The sequence below is a fragment of the Microvirga sp. jy35 genome, assembly GCF_056148915.1.
In genome coordinates this window covers 20078-45389 of record NZ_JBWBEW010000009.1, presented here as the reverse complement: position 1 = coordinate 45389, position 25312 = coordinate 20078, and the positions used below count along the sequence as shown (strand labels likewise).

At 64.4% G+C, this 25312-nt stretch carries 29 protein-coding genes and 1 tRNA gene; 16 read left to right on the top strand and 14 right to left on the bottom strand.

Annotated features, from left to right (window positions below; translation table 11 throughout):
- Positions 1-55 precede the first annotated feature (55 nt).
- Positions 56-631: an NUDIX domain-containing protein gene (locus AC0QTX_RS09540; protein WP_474603598.1), complete on the top strand. Its 576-nt coding sequence runs from the start codon at positions 56-58 to the stop codon at positions 629-631.
- Positions 632-800: 169 nt separating this feature from the next.
- Here the strand turns inward: AC0QTX_RS09540 and fghA are convergent, their stop codons facing one another.
- Both fghA and AC0QTX_RS09530 read right to left on the bottom strand, forming a co-directional pair.
- Positions 801-1646, bottom strand: coding sequence for an S-formylglutathione hydrolase (gene fghA / locus AC0QTX_RS09535; RefSeq protein WP_474603698.1), 846 nt, complete (start codon positions 1644-1646; stop codon positions 801-803).
- A gap of 14 nt (positions 1647-1660) precedes the next feature.
- Positions 1661-2773: an S-(hydroxymethyl)glutathione dehydrogenase/class III alcohol dehydrogenase gene (locus tag AC0QTX_RS09530; RefSeq protein WP_474603597.1), complete on the bottom strand. Its 1113-nt coding sequence runs from the start codon at positions 2771-2773 to the stop codon at positions 1661-1663.
- 128 nt (positions 2774-2901) lie between these two features.
- Between AC0QTX_RS09530 and AC0QTX_RS09525 the strand changes: the two genes are divergently transcribed.
- On the top strand, positions 2902-3567 hold the full coding sequence (locus AC0QTX_RS09525; RefSeq protein ID WP_474603596.1) for an MBL fold metallo-hydrolase: 666 nt from the start codon (positions 2902-2904) through the stop codon (positions 3565-3567).
- Between the two features lie 208 nt (positions 3568-3775).
- Here the strand turns inward: AC0QTX_RS09525 and AC0QTX_RS09520 are convergent, their stop codons facing one another.
- Positions 3776-5242: a catalase gene (locus AC0QTX_RS09520; protein WP_474603595.1), complete on the bottom strand. Its 1467-nt coding sequence runs from the start codon at positions 5240-5242 to the stop codon at positions 3776-3778.
- A 91-nt stretch (positions 5243-5333) separates the two neighbouring features.
- On the opposite strand from AC0QTX_RS09520, the gene AC0QTX_RS09515 reads away from it, so the two are divergent.
- The 3 genes from AC0QTX_RS09515 (at position 5334) to AC0QTX_RS09505 (ending at position 8072) form a co-directional block, all read left to right on the top strand.
- Positions 5334-6254, top strand: coding sequence for a hydrogen peroxide-inducible genes activator (locus tag AC0QTX_RS09515; protein WP_474603594.1), 921 nt, complete (start codon positions 5334-5336; stop codon positions 6252-6254).
- A 51-nt stretch (positions 6255-6305) separates the two neighbouring features.
- Positions 6306-6941 (top strand): DsbA family oxidoreductase, encoded by a 636-nt coding sequence (locus AC0QTX_RS09510; protein ID WP_474603593.1) that lies wholly within the window; start codon positions 6306-6308, stop codon positions 6939-6941.
- Positions 6942-7043: 102 nt separating this feature from the next.
- The gene (locus AC0QTX_RS09505) at positions 7044-8072 is read left to right on the top strand and encodes a cysteine synthase A (protein WP_474603592.1); all 1029 of its coding nucleotides are present in this window, start codon (positions 7044-7046) and stop codon (positions 8070-8072) included.
- Positions 8073-8137: 65 nt separating this feature from the next.
- Here AC0QTX_RS09505 and AC0QTX_RS09500 read toward each other — a convergent pair whose 3' ends face one another.
- From AC0QTX_RS09500 to AC0QTX_RS09485, 4 genes are all read right to left on the bottom strand, one after another.
- On the bottom strand, positions 8138-8590 hold the full coding sequence (locus AC0QTX_RS09500; protein WP_474603591.1) for a hypothetical protein: 453 nt from the start codon (positions 8588-8590) through the stop codon (positions 8138-8140).
- A gap of 127 nt (positions 8591-8717) precedes the next feature.
- Positions 8718-9485 (bottom strand): sulfite exporter TauE/SafE family protein, encoded by a 768-nt coding sequence (locus AC0QTX_RS09495; protein ID WP_474603590.1) that lies wholly within the window; start codon positions 9483-9485, stop codon positions 8718-8720.
- A 140-nt stretch (positions 9486-9625) separates the two neighbouring features.
- On the bottom strand, positions 9626-10165 hold the full coding sequence (locus tag AC0QTX_RS09490) for an N-acetyltransferase family protein (protein WP_474603589.1): 540 nt from the start codon (positions 10163-10165) through the stop codon (positions 9626-9628).
- Between the two features lie 10 nt (positions 10166-10175).
- Entirely contained in the window at positions 10176-10775 is a 600-nt protein-coding gene (locus AC0QTX_RS09485) for a helix-turn-helix domain-containing protein (protein ID WP_474603588.1), read from the bottom strand.
- 180 nt (positions 10776-10955) lie between these two features.
- Here AC0QTX_RS09485 and AC0QTX_RS09480 point away from each other — a divergent pair, with 180 nt between their 5' ends.
- Positions 10956-11213, top strand: a complete 258-nt coding sequence (locus AC0QTX_RS09480; RefSeq protein ID WP_474603587.1) for a hypothetical protein — start codon at positions 10956-10958, stop codon at positions 11211-11213.
- Positions 11214-11242: 29 nt separating this feature from the next.
- Here the strand turns inward: AC0QTX_RS09480 and AC0QTX_RS09475 are convergent, their stop codons facing one another.
- Both AC0QTX_RS09475 and AC0QTX_RS09470 read right to left on the bottom strand, forming a co-directional pair.
- Positions 11243-12655, bottom strand: coding sequence for a hypothetical protein (locus AC0QTX_RS09475; RefSeq protein WP_474603586.1), 1413 nt, complete (start codon positions 12653-12655; stop codon positions 11243-11245).
- 213 nt (positions 12656-12868) lie between these two features.
- On the bottom strand, positions 12869-14032 hold the full coding sequence (locus AC0QTX_RS09470; RefSeq protein ID WP_474603585.1) for a TAXI family TRAP transporter solute-binding subunit: 1164 nt from the start codon (positions 14030-14032) through the stop codon (positions 12869-12871).
- Between the two features lie 439 nt (positions 14033-14471).
- On the opposite strand from AC0QTX_RS09470, the gene minC reads away from it, so the two are divergent.
- The 3 genes from minC to minE are packed head-to-tail and all read left to right on the top strand — an operon-like array spanning position 14472 to position 16232.
- The gene (gene minC, locus AC0QTX_RS09465; RefSeq protein ID WP_474603584.1) at positions 14472-15140 is read left to right on the top strand and encodes a septum site-determining protein MinC; all 669 of its coding nucleotides are present in this window, start codon (positions 14472-14474) and stop codon (positions 15138-15140) included.
- Between the two features lie 16 nt (positions 15141-15156).
- On the top strand, positions 15157-15972 hold the full coding sequence (gene minD / locus AC0QTX_RS09460; RefSeq protein WP_203441603.1) for a septum site-determining protein MinD: 816 nt from the start codon (positions 15157-15159) through the stop codon (positions 15970-15972).
- Positions 15969-16232 carry a cell division topological specificity factor MinE gene (gene minE, locus AC0QTX_RS09455; RefSeq protein ID WP_036354060.1) on the top strand — a complete coding sequence of 88 codons (264 nt, stop codon included), beginning with the start codon at positions 15969-15971 and terminating at the stop codon, positions 16230-16232. The genes minD and minE overlap by 4 nt, the downstream gene beginning before the upstream one ends.
- Before the next feature lie 49 nt (positions 16233-16281).
- Here minE and AC0QTX_RS09450 read toward each other — a convergent pair whose 3' ends face one another.
- From AC0QTX_RS09450 to AC0QTX_RS09435, 4 genes are all read right to left on the bottom strand, one after another.
- Complete coding sequence (locus AC0QTX_RS09450; RefSeq protein WP_474603583.1) at positions 16282-17445, bottom strand: thermonuclease family protein; 1164 nt, start codon at positions 17443-17445, stop codon at positions 16282-16284.
- Positions 17438-18253: a hypothetical protein gene (locus AC0QTX_RS09445; protein ID WP_474603582.1), complete on the bottom strand. Its 816-nt coding sequence runs from the start codon at positions 18251-18253 to the stop codon at positions 17438-17440. The genes AC0QTX_RS09450 and AC0QTX_RS09445 overlap by 8 nt, the downstream gene beginning before the upstream one ends.
- Before the next feature lie 164 nt (positions 18254-18417).
- Complete coding sequence (locus AC0QTX_RS09440) at positions 18418-18807, bottom strand: septal ring lytic transglycosylase RlpA family protein (RefSeq protein ID WP_474603581.1); 390 nt, start codon at positions 18805-18807, stop codon at positions 18418-18420.
- A gap of 207 nt (positions 18808-19014) precedes the next feature.
- A complete protein-coding gene (locus tag AC0QTX_RS09435) occupies positions 19015-20250 on the bottom strand; it encodes an MFS transporter (RefSeq protein WP_474603580.1) in 1236 nt (411 codons plus the stop codon).
- Positions 20251-20507: 257 nt separating this feature from the next.
- On the opposite strand from AC0QTX_RS09435, the gene AC0QTX_RS09430 reads away from it, so the two are divergent.
- Positions 20508-21440: a DMT family transporter gene (locus tag AC0QTX_RS09430; protein ID WP_474603579.1), complete on the top strand. Its 933-nt coding sequence runs from the start codon at positions 20508-20510 to the stop codon at positions 21438-21440.
- A gap of 17 nt (positions 21441-21457) precedes the next feature.
- Here the strand turns inward: AC0QTX_RS09430 and AC0QTX_RS09425 are convergent, their stop codons facing one another.
- Positions 21458-21742 carry a hypothetical protein gene (locus tag AC0QTX_RS09425; protein ID WP_196263725.1) on the bottom strand — a complete coding sequence of 95 codons (285 nt, stop codon included), beginning with the start codon at positions 21740-21742 and terminating at the stop codon, positions 21458-21460.
- Positions 21743-21968: 226 nt separating this feature from the next.
- On the opposite strand from AC0QTX_RS09425, the gene AC0QTX_RS09420 reads away from it, so the two are divergent.
- The 6 genes from AC0QTX_RS09420 to AC0QTX_RS09395 all read left to right on the top strand — a co-directional run bounded on the left by AC0QTX_RS09420 (position 21969) and on the right by AC0QTX_RS09395 (position 24995).
- Positions 21969-22304, top strand: a complete 336-nt coding sequence (locus tag AC0QTX_RS09420) for a hypothetical protein (RefSeq protein WP_474603578.1) — start codon at positions 21969-21971, stop codon at positions 22302-22304.
- Between the two features lie 294 nt (positions 22305-22598).
- On the top strand, positions 22599-22808 hold the full coding sequence (locus AC0QTX_RS09415; RefSeq protein WP_036357668.1) for a cold-shock protein: 210 nt from the start codon (positions 22599-22601) through the stop codon (positions 22806-22808).
- 94 nt (positions 22809-22902) lie between these two features.
- Entirely contained in the window at positions 22903-23121 is a 219-nt protein-coding gene (locus AC0QTX_RS09410) for a hypothetical protein (RefSeq protein WP_474603577.1), read from the top strand.
- A 94-nt stretch (positions 23122-23215) separates the two neighbouring features.
- Positions 23216-24097, top strand: coding sequence for a class I SAM-dependent methyltransferase (locus AC0QTX_RS09405; protein ID WP_474603697.1), 882 nt, complete (start codon positions 23216-23218; stop codon positions 24095-24097).
- Entirely contained in the window at positions 24094-24858 is a 765-nt protein-coding gene (locus AC0QTX_RS09400) for a pseudouridine synthase (RefSeq protein ID WP_474603576.1), read from the top strand. Before AC0QTX_RS09405 ends, AC0QTX_RS09400 begins: the two co-directional genes overlap by 4 nt.
- A 60-nt stretch (positions 24859-24918) precedes the next feature.
- Positions 24919-24995: transfer RNA gene (locus tag AC0QTX_RS09395), tRNA-Arg, on the top strand.
- The last annotated feature ends 317 nt before the right edge of the window (positions 24996-25312 follow it).

Sequence of the window (25312 nt, the reverse complement as noted above, 5' to 3'; positions counted from 1 at the left end):
GAGCGTTTCGCGTGTTGTCACAGGTCGAGTGCCGTCGAACAGGAGAGAGCAGGACGTGGCAGGCTACAAGATCAATCAGGTCGAAACCGTCTACGAGGGCTGGCGCAAGCTTCTCAAGCTCACGGTTCAGATGCCGGACGGCCGCACCATGGTGCGGGAGATCCTCAACAGCGCCGATGCGGCGGCCGTGCTGCCCTATGACCGGCAGGCTCGCAAGGTCATCCTGATCCGCCAGTTCCGTGCGCCTGTCATGCATGTGGAGGGGCGCCAGGACTTCCTGGAGGCCGTGGCCGGCCTGCTTGACGAGGATGAGCCCGAGGCCTGCGCCAGACGCGAAGCCATGGAGGAGGCCGGCCTGCGGGTCCAAACATTGGAGCCGGTGGGAAAAGCCTGGTCGGCTCCCGGCATCACGACCGAGCGCCTGCACCTGTTCCTGGCCCCCTATACGGCCGCCGATCGGGTGGAGGAGGGCGGCGGGCTCGCGGACGAGCACGAGGACATCGAGGTGCTGGAGATCGGCTTCGACGAGCTGATAGGCATGCTGCAGCAGGGCGCCGTCACGGATATGAAAACCCTGATTCTCATCCAAGCCCTCCAGCTCCGGCACCCCGATCTGTTCGGGAAGGCTTAAAACAGTTTTGCAAGTTCCGGTCATTCAGAGTTTGTCCGAGAATGACACCCTCCACGTCATGGCCGGGTCAGGCCCGGCCATCCCAATCCATGAAGCGCCGCGCTTTTCAGATCAAGATCACCGGCACAAGGCCGGTGATGACGACAGAGATAGACTGCGGGTCAGTCTCTTAGACGCCGAGGCGCTCGGCATGCCACCGCAGGTGGCTCTCGATGAAGCTCGCGATGAAGAAGTAGGAATGGTCGTAGCCTTCCTGCCGGCGCAGGGTCAGGGGCTGACCGGCCCTGGCGCAGGCCTCCTCCAGCAGGTGCGGCTTGAGCTGGCTTTCGAGAAAGCTGTCGGCGGTGCCCTGGTCGACCAGGAGGTCGGGCAGGCGGGCGCCCCCTTCAATCAGCGCGCAGGCATCGTAATCGCGCCAGGCCGAGCGTTCGGGGCCGATATAGCCCGACAGGGCCTTCTCGCCCCAGGGGCAGTTCATCGGCGAGGCGATGGGCGCAAAGGCCGAGACCGCCTTGAAGCGAACCGGATTGCGAAGCGCAATAGTGAGCGCCCCGTGTCCGCCCATGGAATGGCCGGTGATGCCCTGGCGGCTCATGTCCGCCGGCAGGCTTTCCGCAATGAGATCCGGCAGCTCGCGTTCGATGTAGGAGCGCATGCGGTAGTGCTTTGCGAAAGGCATCTCTACCGCATCCACGTAGAAGCCGGCCCCGAGGCCGAAATCGTAAGCGCCTTCCGGATCGTCGGGCACCCCCTCGCCGCGGGGGCTGGTGTCGGGGGCAATCAGCATCAGGCCGAGCTCCGATGCGGCCCGCTGCGCGCCCGCCTTCACGGTGAAGTTCTCCTCCGTGCAGGTGAGCCCGGAGAGGAACCACAAAACCGGCACCTTCGCGTCCTGTGCCTGCGGCGGCACGAAGACCGCCAGCCGCATGGGCGTGGATGTTTCACGGGAAACATGGCGGTAGACGACTTGCGTGCCGCCGAAGCAGCGCGATTGCGAGACGGTCTCGAAGCTCAACATCCCTCTCCCGATCAGTAGACCACGACCGAGCGGATGGACTTGCCTTCGTGCATGAGGTCGAAGGCTGTGTTGATCTCGTCGAGCGGCATGGTGTGGGTGATCAGGTCGTCGATGTTGATCTTGCCCTCCATGTACCAGTCCACGATCTTCGGCACGTCCGTGCGCCCGCGCGCGCCGCCGAACGCCGTGCCCTTCCAGACGCGCCCGGTGACGAGCTGGAACGGACGGGTGGCGATTTCTCGGCCGGCTTCCGCCACCCCGATGATGATGCTCTCGCCCCAGCCGCGATGGCAGCATTCGAGCGCCTGGCGCATCACGTCCGTGTTGCCGGTGGCGTCGAACGAGAAGTCCGCGCCGCCGCCCGTAAGATCGACGATCGCCTGCACGACCTTGTCGTTGCCGATCTCCTTCGGGTTGATGAAGTCGGTCATGCCGAACTTCTTCGCCATCTCGACCTTGGACGGGTTGATGTCGACGCCGATGATCCTGTCGGCGCCTACCATGCGGGCGCCCTGGATCACGTTCAGCCCGATGCCGCCGAGGCCGAACACCACCACGTTCGCGCCGGGCCACACTTTGGCGGTGTAGATCACCGCGCCGATGCCTGTGGTGACGCCGCAGCCGATGTAGCAGATCTTGTCGAAAGGCGCGTCCTGGCGCACCTTGGCGAGCGCGATCTCCGGCAGCACGGTGAAGTTCGCAAACGTCGAGCAGCCCATATAGTGGAACACCGTCTCGCTGTCGCAGCGGAAGCGCGAGGTTCCGTCCGGCATGAGGCCCTGCCCTTGCGTGGATCGGATGGCGGTGCACAGATTGGTGCGGCGCGACAGGCAGGATTTGCAGCTACGGCATTCGGGCGTGTAGAGCGGGATCACGTGATCGCCGGGCTTCAGGGTGGTGACGCCGGGGCCGACCTCGCGCACGATGCCTGCGCCCTCATGGCCGAGGATCGCCGGGAACTTGCCCTCCGAATCAAGGCCTGAGAGCGTATAGGCATCCGTGTGGCACACCCCCGTGGCCATCACCTCCACGAGCACCTCGCCGGCCTTCGGGCCTTCGATGCGGATGGTCTCGATGGTGAGCGGCTTGCCAGCCTCCCACGCCACGGCGGCCCTGGTTTCCATGCTCGTGTCCTCGCTTATGATTCGATGAGGGGACTATGTGAACCGGGGTGTCGGAAGGTCAAGTGAAGCACCCGTGATCACGCGCCTTCCCACCAGTCCGCCCAGGGCCTATGTCTGTTCCCGATCAGATGAAGGAATCCACCGTGCCAGACGTCCGCGCCGCCATCATTCCCGTGACGCCGTTCCAGCAGAACTGCACGCTGCTCTGGTGCGAGAAGACCAAGAAGGCCGCCGTGGTCGATCCTGGCGGCGATCTAGACCATATCAAGCAAGCCATTGCGCAGAACGGCGTCACGGTCGAGAAGATCATCCTCACCCATGGCCATATCGATCACGCCGGCGGCGCCGCAGAGTTGCGGGAGGAGCTTGGCGTACCGATTGAAGGGCCGCACGAGGCCGACCGATTCCTGCTCGACCGGCTCGCGGAGCAGGGACGCACCTACGGGTTCGAGGCGCGCGCCGTCACGCCCGACCGCTGGCTCAACGAACAAGACACGGTCACGGTCGGAGATCTCACCCTCGACGTGCTCCATTGCCCCGGCCACTCACCGGGCAGCGTCGTCCTCGTGTCAAAGGATCAGCGCTTTGCTCTTGTCGGCGACGTGCTGTTCCAGGGCTCCGTCGGGCGCACGGACCTTCCCGGCGGCGACGGCAAAGCGCTGATCCGCTCGATCAAGGACAAGCTCCTGCCCCTCGGCGACGACATCGCCTTCATCTGCGGCCATGGTCCCATGAGCACCATCGGCCAGGAGCGGCAGACCAACCCGTTCCTGCAGGGTGAGGGGTTGATTTAGTATCAACCTGAAGCGCTGACGGTTTCTCCCCACGTCATCACCGGCCTCGTGCCGGTGATCCCGATCGTTTGCGACGCGGTGCTCTTCCGATCGAGATGGCCGGCACAAGGCCGGCCATGACGTCGAGAATTGTGAACTGACATCTAGAGAATAAAAAACGGCCCCGGCTATCTCCAGAGCCGCTCGCTTTGCCCCCTACGGCCTTAGTTTATTCCGCAGCCTGGATCATCACGGCGCCCTTGAGGCCCATGCGGTCCGCCACGCCGAGGCCGTAGGCCTTGTCGGCGAGGTAGAAGTGCACGATCTGGCGGCGCACGATGTCCTGCGGCACGCCCTGCATCGCCTCCGCGATGTTGTCCATGAGCTGGCTCTGCTCGTCCGGGGTCATGAGTCGGAACAGGTCGCCCGGCTGCTTGTAGTCGTCGTTGCCGGCCCGGTGATCGTAGCGGTCGGCGTCGCCCGAGATCTTCAGCGGCGGCTCCGCGGCGCGGGGCGTCTGCACCGGACCGTTGAAGGAGTTCGGCTCGTAATAGGCCTCACCCCGGTTCGGGATGTCGAACAGCATGCCGCCGTCGGCATGGTAGTGATGCACCGGGCAGCGCGGGCGGTTGACGGGAAGCGCCTCGTAATGGGTGCCGACCCGGTAGCGGTGCGCATCCGCATAGGCGAAGATGCGGCCCTGCAGCATCTTGTCCGGCGAGAAGCCGATGCCGGGCACGATGTTCGACGGCGAGAACGAGGACTGCTCCACTTCCGCGAAGTAGTGCTGCGCATTCCGGTTGAGCTCGAGCACGCCGACCTCGATCAGCGGATACTCCGCATGCGGCCACACCTTGGTGACGTCGAACGGGTTGTAGGAGGTTTTCTCCGCATCCATTTCGGGCATGATCTGCACGCAGAACTTCCAGCGCGGGAAGCTGCCGCCCTCAATCGCCTCGTAGAGGTCGCGCTGAGCGCTCTCGCGGTCCTTGGCCACCACGGCCTCGGCCTCGCGGTTCGTCCAGGTCTGGATGCCCTGCATGGACTTGAAGTGGAACTTCACCCAGAAGCGCTCACCGGCCTCGTTGATGAACGAGTAGGTGTGCGAGCCGAAGCCGTGCATGAAGCGGTAGCCCTGCGGCAGGCCGCGATCCGAGAACAGGATCGTCACCTGATGCAGGGTCTCGGGGCTGAGGGACCAGAAGTCCCACATGGCAGTCGGCGAGCGCAGGTTCGTGGCGGGATGGCGCTTCTGCGTGCGGATGAAATCGGGGAACTTGACCGGATCGCGGACGAAGAACACCGGCGTGTTGTTGCCGACGATGTCCCAGTTGCCCTCTTCCGTGTAGACCTTCAGGGCGAAGCCGCGCACGTCGCGCTCCGCATCGGCCGCGCCGCGCTCGCCGGCGACCGTCGAGAAGCGCAGAAACACCTCCGTCTGCTTGCCGATCTGCGAGAAGACCTTCGCCTTCGAATACTGGGTGATGTCGTTGGTGATGGTCAGGGTGCCGTACGCGGCCGAGCCCTTGGCGTGCACCACGCGCTCCGGAATGCGCTCCCGGTTCTGGTGGACGAGCTTCTCGATGAGCTGGTAATCCTGCAGCAGCAGCGGGCCGCGGGAGCCGGCGGACAGGCTGTTCTGGTTGTCGGCGATCGGCGCCCCGGCCGTGGTGGTCATTGTGGTTGTTTTTGTCATGGTCGTCCCTTTTGAGGGGCAGACCATGCCGGGACTGGCCGATCAGATCCAATTGTATTGATTACAGACAGCGATCAGATATTCTTATCGCATGGTCACCTTCCGGCAACTCCGTTACTTCGCAGCATTGGCCAGGACGAAGCATTTCGGCATGGCGGCCGATCTATGCGCCGTCACGCAGCCAGCCCTTTCCATGCAGATCAAGGAGCTGGAGCGGGAGCTCGGCGTCGAGCTCGTCGAGCGCCGCGGTAGCGCCATGGCAGTGACTCCAGCCGGGCAGGAGATTGCGGCGCGGGCCGAGGCGATACTCAGCCAGGTGCGGGAGCTTTCCGATTGCGCGCGCCAGCATCAAGGCGTCCTCACCGGACCCCTTCGTCTCGGAATCATTCCTTCGGTCGCGCCCTACCTGCTGCCGGACATTCTGACCGAGGCCACGCAGCACTATCCGCACCTCGACCTTCAAATCCGCGAGACGCAGACGAACGCCCTCGTGGAGGAATTGGTCCGGGGCGAGCTGGATGCCGTGCTCGTCGCCCTGCCGGTGCAGCAGCCGCAGCTCGAAACCATGCCGCTCTTCGAGGATCGCTTCCTCATCGCCGTCCAGAGTCAGGCGGCTCCCGGGTGGAGGGCGGGTGACCTGCGCGCCCGCATCGGGCGGGAGCGGCTCCTGCTGCTGGAGGAGGGGCATTGCCTGCGCGATCAGGCGCTTCAGTTCTGCCAGATCGCCAACATGCAGGCCCGCAAGGCGCTGGGCGCCGCCTCGCTGACAACCATCATGCAGATGGTGGCGGCGGGTCATGGAATCACGCTGCTTCCGGAATTATGTGCCAAGAGTGAGGTGGACCGGCAGCGGGTGGCGCTGATCGCGTTCCCCGAAGAGCCGCCCATGCGCATTGTCGGGCTGGCCTGGCGCCGCAACTCCTCTCGGGCGAGCGACTTCCAGGCGCTCGGTGAATTGATCGGGTCCCTCAGGCCCGATGAGGCGGGCGCAGGAAAACCTGCGAACCTCTGATGCGTTGTCACTCAGGTGAGGACCGACCAGGTTCTGGAAGGGAGCACGCCGATGCCAAACGACAATCCTGTCCGGATCCTGGTCTGGAGCGACTATGTCTGCCCATTCTGCTATCTGGAACGGCCGATCCTGGAGAGAATCAAGGCCAATCTCGGTGAGATGGTCGAGATCGACTGGCGCTCCTTCGAGCTGCGTCCCGAGCCGGAGCCGACGCTCGACCCGAACGCGGAATACCTGCACCGGGTCTGGAGCCAGTCCGTCTACCCGATGGCTCGAGAACGGGGCCTCGACATGATGAGCTTGCCGCCGGTCCAGCCCCGCAGCCGCAAGGCCCACCAGGCAGCTGAATTCGCCCGCGAGGCAGGCCTGCTCGATGCCATGAACCACGCCCTGTTCAAGGCCTTCTTCGAGGACGGGCGCGACCTCGCCGACCTTGAGGTTCTGATCGAAATCGGGCGAGCCGTCGGGCTTGACGAGGATGGATTGCGCACCGCTTTGGAAAGCGGGCGTCATGAGGAGCGGGTGCTGGAGGATGAGAAGCTGGCACGGCAGATCGGCATTTCCGGCGTTCCCGCCCTGATCGTCACCGCCGGGGCGCAGGCCTACTTGGTCTCCGGAGCTCAACCCTATGAGACGGTGACAGGCGTGATCGCGCAGGCCAGGAGCGCGGTGAAGGCAGCATCCTAAGACCACCCCCATCTCTTGCCCCGTGTCTTGGCCCCGTGTCTTGCGCAGCGCGACTGCGCTTCGTAAGGAGCCGCCCTGTTCTCCAGCCATGACGAGCCCTCGATGATTACACCCGACATTCCCGCCGCCATCGGCAACACGCCCCTGATCAGGCTGCGCCATGCCTCTGAGCTCACCGGCTGCACCATTCTGGGCAAGGCCGAGTTCATGAATCCAGGTCAGTCGGTGAAGGACCGGGCTGCGCTCTTCATCATCCGGGATGCGGTCAGCCGCGGGGCCTTGCGCCCCGGCGGAATCATCGTCGAGGGGACGGCGGGCAATACCGGCATCGGCCTGGCGCTCGTGGCCAATGCGATGGGCTTCAGGACCGTGATCGTGATCCCGGAGACGCAAAGCCAGGAGAAGAAGGACATGCTGCGGCTTGCGGGCGCCGAGCTGATCGAGGTGCCGGCCGTGCCCTATGCCAATCCCAACAACTACGTGAAGGTCTCGGGCCGCTTGGCGGAGCGTTTGGCGAAAGAAGAGCCGAATGGTGCCATCTGGGCCAATCAGTTCGACAACGTGGCCAACCGGCAGGCGCATATCGACACCACGGGACCGGAGATCTGGGAGCAGACGGACGGCAGGGTGGACGGCTTCGTCAGTGCGGTCGGCACCGGCGGTACCCTCGCGGGCGTCGGCATGGCATTGAAGGAGCGCAACCCGAAGATCACGATAGCTCTTGCCGATCCGATGGGCTCCGCCATCGCGAGCTGGGTTCATACGGGCGAGCTCAAGGCGGCAGGAACGTCGATTACCGAGGGGATCGGCCAGGGACGGGTGACGGGGAACCTGGAAGGCGCGCCGATCGACGTGGCATTCCAGATTCCCGACGAGGAGGCGCTGCCGATCATCTTCGACCTGCTGGCGCACGAGGGACTCTGCCTCGGCGGGTCGTCGGGCATCAATGTTGCGGGTGCGATCCGGCTCGCAAAGCATCTGGGACCTGGGCACACCATCGTCACCGTGCTCTGCGATTCCGGCACGCGCTACCAGTCCAAGCTCTTCAATCCCGATTTCCTGCGCGCCAAGAACCTGCCTGTTCCGGCTTGGCTCGAGACGAAGAGCGCAATCGATCCGGGTCTCGTGTAGCGCAGGAACGTTGCGGTCTGCATTCATGCGCCGCGCCCGAACGGATCAGGCGCGGCGTCATTTCATCATGCAGCGGACGACGTGCTCGCCTCCGCCGTTGAAGGCGTATTGGCCGTCTCCTCGGAGCGCTGCTGCTGGGGTCGGCTGAGATTGGCGGGCGAGCGGCTTGTCGAATGGGTTGCTGCGGCCGGCGCCTTCGCATGCAGCGAATGAAGATCGGCCTGGATGCTGTCGATCAGATCGATCAGCCAGGTTTCTCCGTTCTGAATGCGCTCGCGCAAGGCGGATTTGGCGATATCGAGCTTTGCCGAGACCTCCATGGTGTTGCGCGAGGGCAGGTCGCTGAAATCCTGCTCGATGGTGGAGAGTTCGCGCAACAACTCATCCCGCAGCGGCCGCTGTTCCTCGACCATGATCAGCGGCGAGTTCAGCATGCCGCGCAAGGCAGCCCACCGCAGGCCGAGGGCGCTCACCGATTGCGTTCCGTCGAGTCCTGACATGTTTTGGGATTCAGCCACGGTCATTTCCTTTTTGCGAAAGCTCAGAATCGAGTGGTGCAGGAAGGAGCATGGTTGTGGCGTGAATCGGGCAGCGGCCGGCAAAAAGCCGCTTGGGATCGGGCTATTTCGAATATGGTTATCGAATTCAGCGGATAAAGAAATACAGTGTCAGTGCAGCCCCCACGGCAATGACGAGCCAGCGGATCATGCTCGCCGGCAGGCGCCGGCCGAAGACCACGCCGAGATAGCCGCCGATCACGGAGGCTGTGCCGACGATGACCGTCTCCGGCCAGCTCACGAGACCCGCGATGATGAACAGTACGACAGCCACGAGTTGGATCAGCGTGGAGCAGAGATGCTTGGCGGAATTGATCAGATGGAAGTCGTCGCCCTCGGTGATGGCGAGCGCCGCCAGCATGACGATGCCCATGCCCGCGCCGAAGAAGCCGCCATAGACGGCCACACCCGTCTGAAAGGCGAGACCGGCAGCCCAGGCCTTCGTGGAGGGGTGGTCGCCCTCGTGCTTGCCGATGGCGCGCGCCAGCGCGACGATCTTCGGGCTGGCGGCAAAGAGCAGGGTTGCGAACAGCAAGAGCCACGGCACGAGCAGCCGGAAGGCATCGTTGTTGGTGACGGTGAGGATATACGCTCCGCCCAGGCCGCCGATGAGGCTGACGATCCCGAGCGCCGCGAAGCGCCGGGCATTGGCTGCGAGTTCCCGCCGGTAGGCCCAGGCGCTGGAGAGATTGGCCGGCGTCACGGCCACGGCACTGGTGGCATTGGCCACGACGGGCGGAAGACCTGCGGCCACAAGAGCCGAGAAGGTGAAGAAGGTGCCGCCGCCCGCAATGGCGTTGACGAGGCCGGCCGCGAGGCCCGAGGCGGCCAGCAACGCCGCAGTGGACAATTCCATGATGATCAGTCTGGTAATGAAGACGGCAGGGCAGGATGGATCGACGGGGCGGTTACGGCAGGCTATGCCCCACGGGATGATCGTATAGCCATAGGATGGACGCCCGGCGAGCGCAATCAGGGGACTCGCCGGACGGTCGGTCAGGCGGCGGAAAGCTGCTTGTAGAACACGGTCGTGTCGCAGAACCCTCCTCTCGGCCAGAGGGCATAGTTCGGGATGGTGCCCGACCTCACCCAGCCGACCCGCTCATACAGGCGCTCCGCATCGCCGCCGGTCACCGTGTCGAGCACGAGCACGGTCTTGCCGGCTTTCGCAGCCGCCTCTTCGGCTGCCCGCATCAGGGCGGCGCCGACGCCCCGCCTCCGGGCTTGGCTGTGGACCAGCATCTTGGCGATGTCGGCCCGATGAGGCTGATTCTCGGGCTGCCTGAGGATGACCTGGACGGTGCCGACAACCCTGTCGGTGGACGGGTCCTGCGCGACGAGCAGGATCCGCTCCCCGGCAGCAACGCCTTCGGCGACTTCTCGCCAAAAGGCGTCAGCCCTGTCCCGGGTCAGAGGGGACATGAAGCTGACCGACGCGCCCCCTTCGACGCAGTCGATCAGAACGGCCGACAGGGCGCCGATCTGCTCGCGGGCTTCCTGCGGGGTGAGCGGCCGGATGGTGACGAGGTCTCTCATAGGTTCTGTCTCAACGGTAGGGGTTCGAACCGGCACGCGGATCGGTGGCCAGGGCCACCACGTAGCGGGCAGGAGCATCGGTCGGGTTGCGGAAGAGAGTCGGCTGGTCGAGCCGCATGGAGAGGCAGTCACCTGGGTCGAGGCGATAGACCCCCTCGCCGAGTGTGAGCTCGATGGAGCCTTCGACGATCCAGATCTGCTGATGAACGGTCGCGGCGCGATGGCCGGTATCATAACCCACCCGCGCACCGGGAGGGAGGACCACCTCCACCAGCTCGATAGGGGAGAGGAAGCCTGGCGCGGACAGGTTGCGCCGCATGTAGCCGCTCTCCGGGTCGCGCCAGACCCGCTGGTCAGCGCGGCGCGACAGGGGAGTGGCGGCGGCGTCCGCCTGTTCTGCGAAGAGGGACGCTAAGGTGACGCCGAGTCCTGCCGCGAGCTTGTCGAGAACGGCCGCCGTCGGGCTGCTTTCGCCGCGCTCGATCAGGGAGATCATGGAACGGCTGACGCCTGTGCGCTCCGCCAAGCCGTCGAGGGTCATGCCCGCTCCCGTGCGGAGGTCGCGCAGGCGCACGGCAAGATGCAGGCCTATAGCTGAGGCGTTTTCCATAAAGCTAGAATGACTATCCAATATAATGGAGTCAAGGCGCAGGATAGAGCATCCGAGAGTGGCTGAGTCTGTGAAAAAGGTGTCGCCAAGAAGCGTGGCGGGCCTTATGGCTGCGGTTTGCTGTGGATCACGCAGGGGCAGTCCATTGCCCTCGGCAGAACAAAAGAAGATTTTCAGTCCATGTCGAACGTGATCCCTCTCGCCCCCCGCCTGAAGCCGGGCAGGTCCCCTGCTGCGGAAGCAGAGGAGAGGGCTGCACTCGCGGCCGATCTGATCGAACTCATCGAGCGGGTCCGGGACCTGACGGAGCACGTGGCAGACCTGCCCGGCCCTCCCTTGCAGATCCAGCAGACGGCGCAGCAACTGCTCGATGCCGGCACCGCCCTCGAGCGCGCGGTGGATTCGCTGACCGAAGGCGGAGAGTGGGTGCCGTTCTAGGGTCCGGGTAGCTCAGCGGCCTTCTTAGCCTATCGCAAGGCCTCCAACCGTTCCCGGGCCTGAGCCATGCCGAGGGTCTGGGCCTGCGTGTAGAACTCCCGCGCCTTGGCCGCATCACCCCTGATCCCCATCGTTCCGAGCTTCGCGAGCACATTGGGGTCGAAGGTTTCGGCCAGCAGGAAGGCCGCTCGGGCATGGCCGCCCGCAAGGGCGCGCTCGAGCAGGAGACGAGCCCCGCTCACGTCGCCCGTGCGGAAGAGTTCCTCGGCGCGGGAGACGAGCCGGTCGTCCGCCTTTGGGGTTTCGGCCGTGGCCGGGGGGGCGCCTCTGAGGGGCGGCACGCTCATCATGGGCAGCGGCTGGATGCTTTCCGGCAAGGCCGCGACGACCACTGGAGCCGGAGCCCTGACGGGCAGTGCCGACGTGGCGTCCAGCACTGTCGGCGGGCTTTCAGGAGGCAGGGGCTTCGTCTGGGCTGCCGGGGGAGTTGGTGGAGGCGGTGCAGGAACAGGTTCCGGCTGCGGCGAAACCAGGGGAGGCTCCGCACCTGTCGCTGCCAGCCGGAACATCACGGGAGCAGGACCTGGCTGACGCGGCTCCTTGAAGGCACGCAGTTCATCCGTTGCGGCGACCAGCTCCTGCATCAGCACATCGTCCCGCATCTGGGCGCGCGCCAGAGCCTTTTCCAGCTCGGACATCCGGGATGTCGCCGAGGCTACGATCTCTTCCTTGAGAGCCTGCAGCTCGCGCAGGTCCTTGAGGGCGACGGCGAGCTGGCGCGCCGTCCGTTCGTTTTGCTCGCGCTCCTGCCGCAGACGATCGTCCGCGGCGGCGATTTCGGCCGGAGCAGCGGCCTGCTCCCTTGCGGCCTGGAGGGTCAGGAGCTCCTCCTTGAGCCGTTGCAGTTCCTGCTCAAGCATTCCGCTGCGCTCCTGCTCCCGCTGCAGAGCCTGCTGCATCTCGACCGACTTGATATCCTGAGAGGCCGTGTCCGATTCCAGCCGGGCCGAAAGAGCGTTGTGCTCCTGCATCAGGGCCGTCAGCGTCAGCGAGATCATCCCGCCGTAGGATCGCTCCTGCTCGAGAGCCTCCTGCAGTTCGGCCAGGTTGGCGCTGCTGACGTCAGCCGCTGTCGTGCAAGCCTCCGGCGGGGCCGACGCAGGGGATTGCATCAGGGATGATCGATGGGCAGCGTCTTGAACGTTGAGATCCTGCAATGCTTTGAGCAGGTCCGGATTGTTCAGATGGTCGGAGAGAACGATGGCAAGGGTGCCGACCTCGATGGCCGTGTTGAGGCTGGTCTCGGCCGCTTTCAGGTCACCTTTGCGGATGGAGGCTTCGAGATCGGACGCAAGCTGACGCCGATCTGCGGAGGTCAGCAGGAGGGGTAGAAGATTCTGCAGGTTCTTCTGCGCAAGAGCGCTGTCGAGGGGGCTGCCCACCGCCTCCGCAGGGGGCGCGGCAGAGGGATCAACGCGGGGGGAATCCTGTGCGGCTGCGGGAATGACGAGCGAAAGGCCAAGACATGTCGTAGTCAGTAATGCAGTAAGCAAATGTTTCGATTGAAATGATCTGTACCCAATCACGTCGGACCTCCTTCTGTGATCACCGAAGGCTTGAGGAGCAGCCTTCGGCTTCGGGTCCTGCCTGCGATGTCAATCCTGCTGGGTCGCTCTGCGAAGCGCCCGCTCCCGGTTGCCCTGCCAGGCCAGGAACTCACGGAACAGAACTTCCCGTTCCTGTGCCGAGACATTGATCCCCCGATTGCTCATGAAGAATTCGAAGCTCTGAACCTGCGGAGAGGGAGTGCGGGCAGCAACCGCACGATCGAGCCAATCCTGCGCCGGCTTGACACGCTCCCAGCCGGGCACGTCGGCCGCGAGATTGACCTCCTTCCATTTGGGATGCCGTCCGGGCTGCAGGAACTCGTCGAACCGGCTGAAGAACGCGTCCACGAAGCGCTTCACGCGATTGTAGCGGTCGGAGTTCTCTGGCCAGTTGAACACGGCAAGCAGGCTGCCGACGGCCAGGGTCTCGACAGGCTTGGCCGCATCGACGAGCTGGGGATAGTCGGCATTGGCAAAGCGCGCCGGGAAGTAGCTTTCGGCAATCTCGCCTTCGAACGGAATCGGCAGAAGGTGGAAGCGCCCGTCGGTCTGGAATTCCGCGATGGCACGCACCGGTCGCCCGGCCACGTAGACCGCGGCCTGGATCTCGCCGGACTTGAGCTTCGCATAGGACGAGGCCTGATCGAAGGTCGTCACCTCGGGCTTGATGCCGAGCTTCTCGAAAATGAGGCGCGAGGTCAGGTTGGTGCCGCTGCCGGCCTTGTCGATATTGACCTTCTGACCGTCGAGCTGCCGGATGTCCGTGATCTGCCGGCTGGCGATGATGTGCACCTCCTCGTTGTAGAGGCGGGTGATGAAGCGCAGGCGCCGCACGGCGCTGTCCTGGAGCTTCTCTGCCTTGAGCTGCTCGCGTGCATCCATCTGCACGATGCCGATGTCGACGCCGCGCAGGAACATGATGTCGCGAAGGTTCTGCAGGGAGCCGCGGCCGATCATCGGCAGCACGCGCAGATCCTCGCCGTCGAGAACGTTGGCGAGGTCTGCCGCGATGCGGATGTAGGTGCCGTCCGCGCCGCCTGAGATCACCCCGAGCGTGCCTGCATTCGCCCGAGACGGATTGAAGGTCGGTGCTGTCTGGGCCGACGCGGCCGTCAGACCGGACACGATGAGGGCCGCGACGGCAGCGGCTTGGGCGAAGGAAGAACCGAAACGAAGACGTATGGATGAGAAAACGGAAACCCGACCCGACATTCTTGTCCTCCCCGGAGGAGCCTTATGGCTGTTTGTCTGTTCGATCGCTTTGTTTTCTCAGGGCTTATGAAGAGTTGAAATCGAGCAATGAAAAAACGAAACGAAAGAACGGCCATCGTATGCTTGTGAAACCCATGGTCAATCATGCTTTGCGTCCGGATTAGTACTCATGAAGTGATAGGGAATAATCAAAAAGAGATAGGTTTTATCTTTATATTCCTTGCGGAAGCTGAATTTCTTATCCCCCACCCCAGTATTTCGGGAGTAGGTTTCGTGCCGGATCGGCTGCGGCATTAAGAAAATTATGAGCGCCCTGCCTCCCCTTTAACCGTCCGTTAACCATAAGCGGTCGAAATCATAGGGCATTAAAGGAATCTGAACTCCCGTGACCATTGCCGTTCGAAATCGTCCGTCTCTTCGCTTCCGCGGCAGGTCCTTCATGGCCCTGGTCCTCGCGCCCGAAGTGCCGCTCAGGGACTGGCTCGAGGATCTCGATGCCGTCTCCGAGCGCTCCCCCGGATTTTTCACCGGGCGTCCCATCATTGCCGACGTTTCCTCCCTGAAGCCGTCCAAGTCCGAGCTGAAGTTCCTGCTGGCGGCCTTCAAGATGCGCAACATCCGGGTCATCGGACTCGAGGGGGCCGCGCCCGAGAACGTCGATGCGGACATGCCGCCGCAGATCAGCGGCGGAAAGCCCACCGGCGACATCGATGTGCCGGACGCAGCCAACGCAGCCGTGGCCGCAGCAGGCTCGCCCTTCGGCGATGCGCCCGTGCCGGAAAAGTCTCTCCTCATCGAGGGCTCGGTGCGCTCGGGCCAGTCCATCCTGCACCCTGAGGGCGATGTGACGGTTCTGGGATCCGTCGCCTCGGGCTCTGAGATCGTCGCAGGCGGGTCGATCCATGTCTACGGCAGCTTACGCGGCCGGGCCATCGCCGGATGCACGGGCAACGGCAAAGCCCGCATCTTCTGCAGAAAGTTCGAAGCCGAATTGATTGCGATCGATGGGCTCTACAAGACCGCTGACGATCTGGGGGGCAAGTTCCTCGGTCAGCCCGTGCAAGTGAACCTGGATGGCGATTCCATCATCCTGAAAACCATGGATTAAAGAAAGAGAGACGACAATGGCCAAAGTCTTGGTCGTAACTTCCGGCAAGGGTGGCGTTGGCAAGACAACGTCATCGGCAGCTCTGGGCGCGGCGCTGGCGCATGGCGGCGAGAAGGTCGTCGTCATCGATTTCGACGTCGGCCTGCGCAACCTGGATCTCGTGATGGGAGCCGAGCGCCGCGTGGTGTTCGATCTGATCAACGTGGTGCAGGGCGATGCGAAGCTCAATCAGGCGCTCATCCGCGACAAGCGGCTGGAGAACCTGTCGCTGCTTCCCGCCTCGCAGACCCGCGACAAGGACGCGCTGACTGAAGAGGGCGTCGCCCGGGTGCTCGACGAACTGCGCCAGAAGTTCGACTGGATCATCTGCGACAGCCCGGCCGGCATCGAGCGCGGCGCCACGATGGCCATGCGCCATGCGGATGTGGCCGTGGTCGTGACGAACCCGGAAGTGTCTTCCGTGCGCGACTCCGACCGCATCATCGGCCTCCTCGACTCCAAGACGGAGCGGGCCGAGAAGGGCGAGCGCATCGAGAAGCACCTGCTGCTCACCCGCTACGACCCCGTCCGCGCGGAGCGCGGCGAGATGCTCAAGGTCGACGACGTGCTGGAGATTCTCTCCATCCCGCTCATCGGCATCATCCCCGAGAGCGAAGAGGTTCTGCGGGCGTCGAACGTCGGCTCGCCGGTGACGCTCAACAATCCTGCCAGCGCACCGGGCCGGGCTTATTTCGACGCCGTGCGTCGCCTCAAGGGCGAGACGGTCGAGCTCACCATCCCGACCGACAAGAAGGGCCTGTTCGGCAAACTGTTCGGACGGAGGGCCGCATGAACCTCCTGAGTTTCTTCAACCGGCGCACCTCCGCGCCCGTGGCGCGCGAGCGCCTGCAGATCCTGCTGGCGCACGAGCGCGGCATCGTCGGGGGCAAGCCCGATCTGGTCGCCCAGCTGCGGGAGGAGATCCTGGCCGTTGTTCGCCGCCACGTGATGGTGGAGCAGGACAACGTTCAGGTGAAGATGAACCGGGATTCGGACATCTCGACCCTCGAGATCGAGATCGAGATCCCTGCTCCGGTCGCAGCGCGCGCCTGAGATGCAATCCCTCGAAGAATGAGCGGCCCCGGCATTCGGGGCCGCTTTCTCATGGCTGCTGCTTGCCCCAGACGCCGATCCTGGCTTCCCTGGCCTTGTCGGCTGCGGCCTTCAGCTCCGGCGTCGCATCGTTCGTCGCCCGCCCGCCGCCATTGAACAGCACGACTCGCGACAGGTCCTGATTGCCGACTTGGCACCGGTAGACATCGTTCGAGCCAGCGGGCTCGCAGGCGACCTCGCGGCCATTGAGATAGCGGGTCAGATCCTCCGGCTTGCCGCCGCCGGGTGCCCATTCAACGCCGAACAAGCGCACCACTTCTCCCTTCAGGGACAGGGTGGCGGTGTCAATCACATCCGGCACGCCGCGCAGCGAAGCCGACGACGACGTGGAGCCGGTGGTCGACGGCTCGGGATCCTGGAGGGGACTGGCCATTTCATTGCTGGCCGTCTCAGTGCTCGCCGCGGCGGTCTCGGCCACCTGAGGAGCGGCCGGCTCGTCGCCCTGGAACAGCAATGCCCCGACGCCCAGAAGGGCCAGGAGAGCAACGGCTCCCAGGGCGACGCTCGGACGCGCCCAGGAGCGTGTGCGCATTCCGCCGAAGACGGTCTGCTCATGCTCGGCTGCCACCGGAGCGGCGTGGCTCCCGGGTTCGGCTCTTGAGCCGGCCTTTGACGCAAGGGGGCTCTTGAGGCTGCCTAACGTGTTGCGGGACCATTCGTGAATGCGCAGCTTCCCGCTTCGGGGATTCTGAAGGGGCGTGGGCTCTGCCGGCGATGGAGGGGCTTCTGCTTCGGGCTTAGACGTTCCGCCGTCGAGCTTGAGCCAGTCCCGCTGCGGCTTCTCACGATTCTGGGCGCGTGCCTCGGGCCGCGCGAGAGTGCCCGCGTCGGGCTTAGCCGACCTGAACAGCACTCCATACCTGACGCGCAGTTCCTCCAGGAGGTCCTGAAGCGTGAATTCCCTCTGCTGCCCGTCCTTCTCGATCGTCCGGGGCTTGCCGTCCTGGTCGATGACGGTGAGCTTGAGGGCGCCATCCACCTCCGACGGGCGGAGCGAGGACTCGATGATAAGTTCGAGCGCTCGTCTGGCATCGTCGGTCGGGTTGATCCTGTCGAGCTCTGCGCGAATGGTCTCGCGCATTCTCTCCCGCGTTTGATTCCAGTTGCGGCGCGGATCCGCGGACGGATCGTGGGTCGTGGTTTCATCAATCATTCGAGGCACCCTCCAGGGCAAGATTTCGCTTGCGCTCCTGACCAAGCAGCGTGCTGTGCTCCGCGACGATCACGGGCCTGTCGCCGATGAAATGGACGACGAGCTGCAGGGCGCCCGTACCCTGCGAAACCCGCCGGCGCCTGGGATGCGACGCCGTATAGTCGAACACCGCATGCACCGTGCAGATCTCGCCCGCCGGGTTGCACACGGTGCCGACCCCGTCCTCACGCGGGCGGTAGTCTCGTTCCGGCCAGCGCTTGACGAAGCGGCGCTTCTCATCGAACAGCCGCTTCATCGTCACCTCGCGCCCGTGAAAGAGCACGCGCGGCGCATAGAACGCTGCCGTCGATTCGAGAGCAGCGTCGTTGGGGGCAGACCATGAGGTGAGGTAGTCGACCGCGAATCGCTTTGCCGTGGCGGCGCGCATCCCCCGCTTCTCGTCGGCAGGATCCTGCTTCGGCTGAGCGGTCGTCACAGGCGGCGGGGCAGCGGGTGAAGGCGCGGCTGGAGCCGCCTCGGGCTGCTGCGCCTGGCGGGTCACAGGCGCGTCGGGCCGGACGATGGGTGCTTGGGGCTGGGCCGTTTGCGCCGGCGGTGCCGCGGGCGCTGGCGGCGGCGAGGCGACCTGTGGCGGCGGGGCTGCGGGAGGAGCCTGCCTGACAGGGTCAGGTGCTTGAGAAGGGGCCGTTGCGCCCTCGGCAGGAGGATCGACCCAGGATCGACCCGTCTGCGCCGCAGCCACGGAACTGACGGTGATCAGCAGGGTCAGGAGAGCGGGTTTCGTTGCTAGAGGCCAGCCGATCTGCATGCGTTTCCAAAGCCTCTTCTGGAGAAAAGGGACTGGGGAAAAGCGGGTGAATGGCGTCCCGGTTCCATGAATATCCTGGCCGGAGGCTCCGGCCAGGATGGATGGCAACAGCTAGGTGATGAAATAATCAGGTCGTGAAATGAGCTTGGCTGAAACGATTAGGGTCAAAGCTGAGCGAGGGTCACGGAACCAACGCCTGAGATCCCGAGCGCCTGCGCGGACGCTTTCGAGAGGTCGATCACGCGGCCATGGGCATAAGGACCGCGATCATTGATGCGCACCACCACCGACTTGCCGGTCTTCTTGTTCACCACCTTCACCTTCGTGCCGAAGGGCAGGGTGCGGTGGGCGGCGGTCATGTCGTTGGTGTTGAAGGTTTCGCCACTGGCAGTCTTGCGTCCGTGAAAGCCCGGTCCGTACCAGGAGGCGGGACCGCTCTGAATGACCTTGCTGGAGGCGTTGGCTGGTTCGGCCTGCGCAACAGGAGCAGAGATAAGAGCCGATCCGGCGATGAACAGACTTGCGAGTGTGAGCGTTACCTTGCGTTGATCCACGATGCATTCCCTTGTTTGTTGTGTCGGGTGCGCAAAATGGAGGCTAATGGGGCAACAATAAGACGTTCTTCATGATAGAAGGTCGATTATTGTAGCCTCAGACTATGCGGATACGCCTGGATTCATCATTCTTATATTATAACAGTTTGTAGATATAGCCTTGAAGATCCGCAGGAATCCCAAGAACGCAAAGACGTTGCTGCGCGGCTAAGAATCCCTGGAGCCCGAAACGGCGCGGCCGGATGGAAGAATTGCCAGCCACACGGCGAGAGCCAGGGCTGCGAGGAGCAGAGCGGCGACGAGACCGGCGACCCCGGGCCATGCACCACGAGCCCAGAACAGACCGCCCAAGGTGCCGATGGTGCTGGAGCCGAGATAATAGCAGAACAGGTAGAGCGCCGAAGCCTGCGCCTTCGCGCTCGCGGCCCGGCTGCCGACCCAGCTGCTGGCGATGGAGTGTCCGCCGAAGAATCCGAACGTCACGGCGACGATCCCCGCAATGATCAACAGGAGATGGTCGAAGAGGGTGAGCGCCACGCCCGCCAGCATGATTGCGATCATGACCCAGAGCACCCGCCTGCGACCGAGGCGGTCAGCCAAGCCCCCGATCCAGGCGGAACTCCAGGTTCCGATGAGGTAGGCCGCAAAGACGGCCCCGATGGCGCTCTGGCTCAGGGAATAGGGTGGTTCCGTCAGGCGGTAGGCGAGATAGTTGTAGAGCGTGACGAAGCCGCCCATGAGCAGGAAGGCTTCGGCGAACAGGGCGCGCAGGCCCGGATCCCGTAGGTGCTCGCCCATGGAGCGCAGCAGGTCCACCGGACGGGCCCGTCGTGGCTGGAAGTGGCCCGAGGCCGGCAGGCTCCGCCAGGCGGCAAAAGCCGACGCCAAACCGATGCAGCCGATCAGCCCGATGGCGAGCCGCCAGGAACCCAGATCCGTCAGCACGCCGCCGATGATCCGACCGGACATGCCGCCCACCGCATTGCCGCCGATGAACAATCCCATGGCAAGGCCGATGGATTTCGGATCGACCTCCTCGCTCACATAGGCCATGGCGACGGCCGGCAGCCCGCTCAGGGTGATCCCGATCAGCATGCGGGCCAGGAGCAGGCTGGTCCAGTTGGGCGCCAGGGCGGACAGGATGGTCAGAACGGCCGACAGCAGGAGCGAGGCCACCATGACGGGCTTGCGCCCCAGCACCTCCGACAGGGAGCCTGCAACCAGCATGGCCACGGCGAGAAAGCCGGTGGAGAGCGACAGGGACAAGCTGCTCGCGGCGGCGCTCACGTGGAACTCGCGCGAGAATTCCGGCAGCAGGGGCTGGACGCAGTAGAGGATGGCGAACGTCGAAAAGCCGGCGGCGAACAACGCCAGGTTCAGGCGGCGAAAGGCCGGTGTCCCGCTCACCAGGCGGTTCGGCATCTCCGGCGAATGATCCGTCATCTGGTCTTCCCGCGCCGGCCATACGGGCTCGGCATCTTCATCGGCCTCAGGAGTGCTGAGCTTCCGTTATCCTATGCTCTTGATGCAAGTGTACGTGTGATTGCCGCATCGACCATTCGCCTGAAGCATGCGGTATGTGCCGAGATTGCACTTCTCCGCCGGCGAAAACAGTATTCTATGAGGGGCATTACCCTCCAGACTCGACCCCCTCAGGCTCGTCGCGGTCCCCGCACGAGCCTCATTTTTTCGAGCGCGTCATGATCTCCTCTCCCGCCGCTCGGGCGACCGCTTCTCCCCTGGAGCCATCCAGCCTGCCGGCCTCGTCCCCGCTGCGGGGCATTCTGTTCCTGATCGCCTCCACCATCGTGTTCTCGGTGGCGGACGTGATCACCAAGCAGCTGGCCTCCACCCTGCCGCCTCCGGAGGTGGCGTGGATGCGCTATGTCACCTTTGCCCTGGTGGTCATCCCTGTCGTGCTTCTGAAGGGGGGACCTGCGCTTCTGCGTTCCCGGCACCCCAAGCTGCAGGTGCTCAGGGGGATCGGCATGGTGGGCTCCTCGCTCCTGTTCATCGAGAGCCTGCCCCATCTGCCAGTAGCCGACGCCACCGCCATCTTCTTCGTCTCGCCCATCCTGATCATGGCCCTGTCGGTTCTCTTCCTAGGGGAGACCGTGGGCTGGCGGCGCTGGACCGCGGCCGCGGTGGGTTTCGTGGGAGTCATGATCGTCGTTCGGCCCGGAACGGAAGCCTTCCAGTTCGCTGCGCTCCTGCCGATGATGGCCGCCTCGAGCTGGGCGGTGGGCGCCGTGGTGACCCGCAAGATCGTCGGCGACCATGTGTTCACGACGCTGGCCTATTCAGCCCTGGTCGGCACCGTCGTGCTGAGCGCGCTCATGCCGTTCAACTGGGTTACGCCGGATGCGCGGGAGATCGGCCTAGGCTTAAGCATGGGCGTGCTGTTCGCCATCGGACACTGGTTCATCGTTCTTGCCTACAGGCACGGCAATGCGTCGATGATCGCGCCGTTCTCCTATGTCCAGCTCATCTGGGCCGGCAGCCTCGGTTATGTGGTATTCGGGTCGGTTCCCGATGCCTGGACGATCACCGGTGCCGGGATCATCGCGCTCAGCGGCCTCTACACGGCCTATCGTGAGCGCGTGCGCGCTATGGAGAGAAAGTTCTCGGCCTGACGCGCCGGGACGATGCTTCAGGCTCCCGAGTGGACGACACGAAGGCGCGGGCGAGCCGTCCGGCTGAGGAAGTTGATCTCGATGAAGTCCCCGTCCTCGGAGCCTTCGACGAGGCGGTAGCCGAACTGCTCCACCAGGGCGCGCACCTGGCCTAGGTTGTCGCGAGAGATCTTGCGGGTGAATTCCGTCAGATCCTGGCTCATCAGCGCCGCCACGATCCCGATCTCGACGCCTTGGTCGAAATCGGCGCTGCGCGCCGGAAAACGAAGCCGCATACCCTCAGCGAGATGAATGTGGTGCATGGGACCCTGATCGGTTCACGTCCTGTCGGGCGGTGTTTATCGGGCCAAAAATCCTACTGCTTGCTTAAAGCCGGTAGGGAGGCTCCAAGGTGTTCGGGGCGTGGTTAATCCTTCGTGCAGCGTGGATCCCGAAGCTGAGCTTTGCATTGTTCCTGCAGGATCTCTCCGTCTGCCTTTCTCGTGCGGGGATGAACGGGCGCGGCGAAGCAATGCAATGAGGCGCAGCATGAAGCAGCTTTTGGTGGGAATGGCATTCGCCACAGGTCTGTCGGGTTCGGCGGCTCTGGCGGCGGATGTGACGTCGGTGGTCGGGGTTCAGTCCAGCCGGGTCCAGACGCTCCCCATTGCGAGGCTCGCCGATCAGGGGCTTGGCTATTCGGTGCTGCATGACGTGCCGGGCGTTCCCCAGCGGCGCTACCGCGTGCACGTGACCTGCGCCATCGACGAGAGCTTCATGCAGACCTATTGCCCGACGCCGGTCTATGTCTCCGCCTGTCCACGGGCCCGGATCACTTGTGAGGGCGCAGCCCAGGAGGTTCGGGCGCTGCGCCTGAAGTACTGAGGCAGGCCCCCGATGCGGTCAATGCAGGTGCGCCCGCGCCACGCGGCGAGCCTGCAAGGAAGGCTTTCAGGGTGGTGTCCGCTCTTTCTCGCGATTGCGCCTTGTATTTGGGGTGCAGGAGCCCTACATCAGGATCATCGACATTTGGCCGGACAATTGGGCCGTTACGCCTTGGCATGCCAGGCGCACGTTCAGACGCTCTTCCCAAACTTCGACGAACCCGAGCCTGAGGTCGTGCTTTCGCACGTGCCCTTGGCTTACGTGCACTGATGCATACACTCAAGGAATACTGCCATGATGACGGGCACCGTTAAGTTCTACAACGATCAAAAAGGCTTCGGCTTCATCCAGCCGGACAATGGCGAGAAGGACGTGTTCGTCCACGCCACGGCTCTCGAGCGTGCCGGCATCCGCGGCCTGCGCGAAGGCCAGAAGGTCTCCTTCGACACCGCCGAGGACCGCCGTTCCGGCAAGGTCGCCGTCAACAACATCCAGACGGCGTAATCGTCCGCTGCAACGGGCGGCGCGGTGTACCGCGCCGTCTGGCAAAGCCGCTCCCCGAGAGCGGCTTTTTTGTTGAACCCAGAAGGAGTGTCCCGTGAGCCACAAATATTCGATGGGCCAGCTGGTTCATGCCACGGCGGCTCATTTTGCCGATCGCACGAGCGGCACCTACGAGATCATCCGCCTCATGCCCGAGGACAGCACGGGAGAGCGGGGCTACAGGATCCGGGAAACCGTAAGCGGCACCCAGCGCGCCGTCGGCGAGTCGGAGATCCGCCCGGCCGACGCAGAGCGGACCTCTCCAAGTCACTGAGGCTTACCTTCCGGACCACGGCATATTATGAACGCGGACGTTCAGCGTGGACCAAATCAACTTGCAAGATACGACACCAAGCGGCGTCTACGGGATGCCACCGGCCGAACTGACTGAGGCCCCGGACAGGGCGATCCAGTTCTCGCCCCTGATGCCAGGCTCCGCGAAGCTGGAGGATGAGGCTGACGGCTCGTTCGGCAGTTTCCTTGTGCTGGCGCCGCCCGGCACCGTGGAGCGGCGCTATACCACCGCACTGGCGCTGCGGGCGCTTGCTCCAGGCGGCGCCCTGACGATCCTGGCGCCCAAGGACAAGGGCGGCTCGCGCATCGCCAAGGAGCTTAAAACATTCGGATGCGCAGTTTCCGAGACCTCCCGGCGCCATTACCGCATCTGCACCTGCGAGCGGCCCCCGCTGCTGACCGGCATCGATGAGGCATTGGCTGAGGGCGGACCGCGCCTGGATGGGGCCTTGGGCCTGTGGACCTGGCCCGGCGTGTTCAGCTGGAATCGCCTCGACCCCGGCAGTGCGCTCCTGGAACAGAACCTGCCCGCGCTCAGCGGCAGGGGCGCGGATTTCGGCTGCGGCATCGGCGTTCTCGCTCGCACGATCCTGGCCTCCCCCACAGTGGAGCATCTTGCGATGCTCGACCTCGACCGCCGCGCTGTCGAGATGTCCGCCCGCAACATCGCCGATCCGCGCGCCGAGGCGCGCTGGGCCGATGTCCGGAGCGGCACCGGGCTTCAGGGGCTCAACTTCGTGGTCATGAACCCGCCGTTCCACGACGGCGGCGCCGAGGATCAGGGTTTGGGCCAGACTTTCATCCGCCGGGCGGCCGAGGCGCTGCGGCCCGGCGGCGTTCTCTGGCTCGTCGCCAACCGCCATCTGCCCTACGAGGGGGTGCTGAAGCCTCTCTTCCGGCGCGTGACGCTGAGGGTTGAGGCCGGCGGATACAAGATCTACGAGGCGATGAAATGAGCAAGACGCCGACCCTGCGTCTCGACCGGCTTCTGGCCAATCTCGGCTATGGTTCGCGACGGGAGGTGCAGCAGCTCGTCCGGGCCGGGCTCGTGACCCTGGAAGGGGAGGCGATCGAGGATTCCGATCAGCGCATCGCGTTAACCCGCGACCTCCCGCAGCGAATGCAGGTTCAGGGCAAGCCTCTCGATCCCCCGCCGGGCTTCATCTTGATGCTGCACAAGCCATTGGGGGTCACATGCTCCCACAAGGAGGCGGGACCCCTGGTCTACGGCCTGCTGCCCGACCGCTGGCGCCGGCGCGACCCGGCTCTTTCGACCGTCGGGCGCCTGGACAAGGAGACGTCGGGGCTGCTGCTCATGACCGACGACGGCAACCTCCTTCATCGGATCATCTCGCCCCGCGCCAACATCTCCAAGCGCTACCACGTGACCCTCGACCGGCCGCTGAAGGGGGACGAGGCCGGGATCTTCGCTTCTGGCACCCTGATGCTGGAAGGGGAGGACAAGCCGCTCCTGCCGGCGCAGCTGGAGGTGCTCTCCCCGACGAGCGCCCATGTCACAGTGATGGAGGGGCGCTACCATCAGGTCCGGCGCATGTTCGCCGCTGTGGGAAACCATGTCGCGGCCCTGCACCGTAACCGGATCGGAGCCCTGGAACTGCCGGAGGACCTGGAGCCGGGACAGTTCCGGCTGCTCGGCGAGACGGACCTTGCCCTGATCCTTCCGTCGGCTGGCGCCCCTTCGGGCCAAGCCTCATGAGCGGAGAGGTTGCCCTCAAGCCCGTAATCGGGTAGGGAAAGTGCAGGCGAACCGCCTCAAGCACCCGTAGCTCAGCTGGATAGAGCGTTGCCCTCCGAAGGCAAAGGTCACACGTTCGAATCGTGTCGGGTGCGCCACTCTTTTCAAGAACATAGGCCGCAACGGTCGGAACGATCGAGTACGCTGGTCCGCGGCTTGCCCGCGTAACGTACTTTGGCTCACTCACGCCAGACCGCCAGAAAAGCGAGACAACTTCGGATTTTTGGCCCCGCGCCCGGTAGATGGAGGCTCAAGGATCCTGCTGCGACGCCTTCTCTTAGTCGGTGTCGCAGCCCGATGGCGCTCAAACGATCAAGATCCGCTTCCCATGACGACAAGTTGACGGTGGGCGCCTGCATGGTCGCATGCACCTGCTGGGCCGAGACAATTGCCTCACAAATTGTACGTTCTGAGC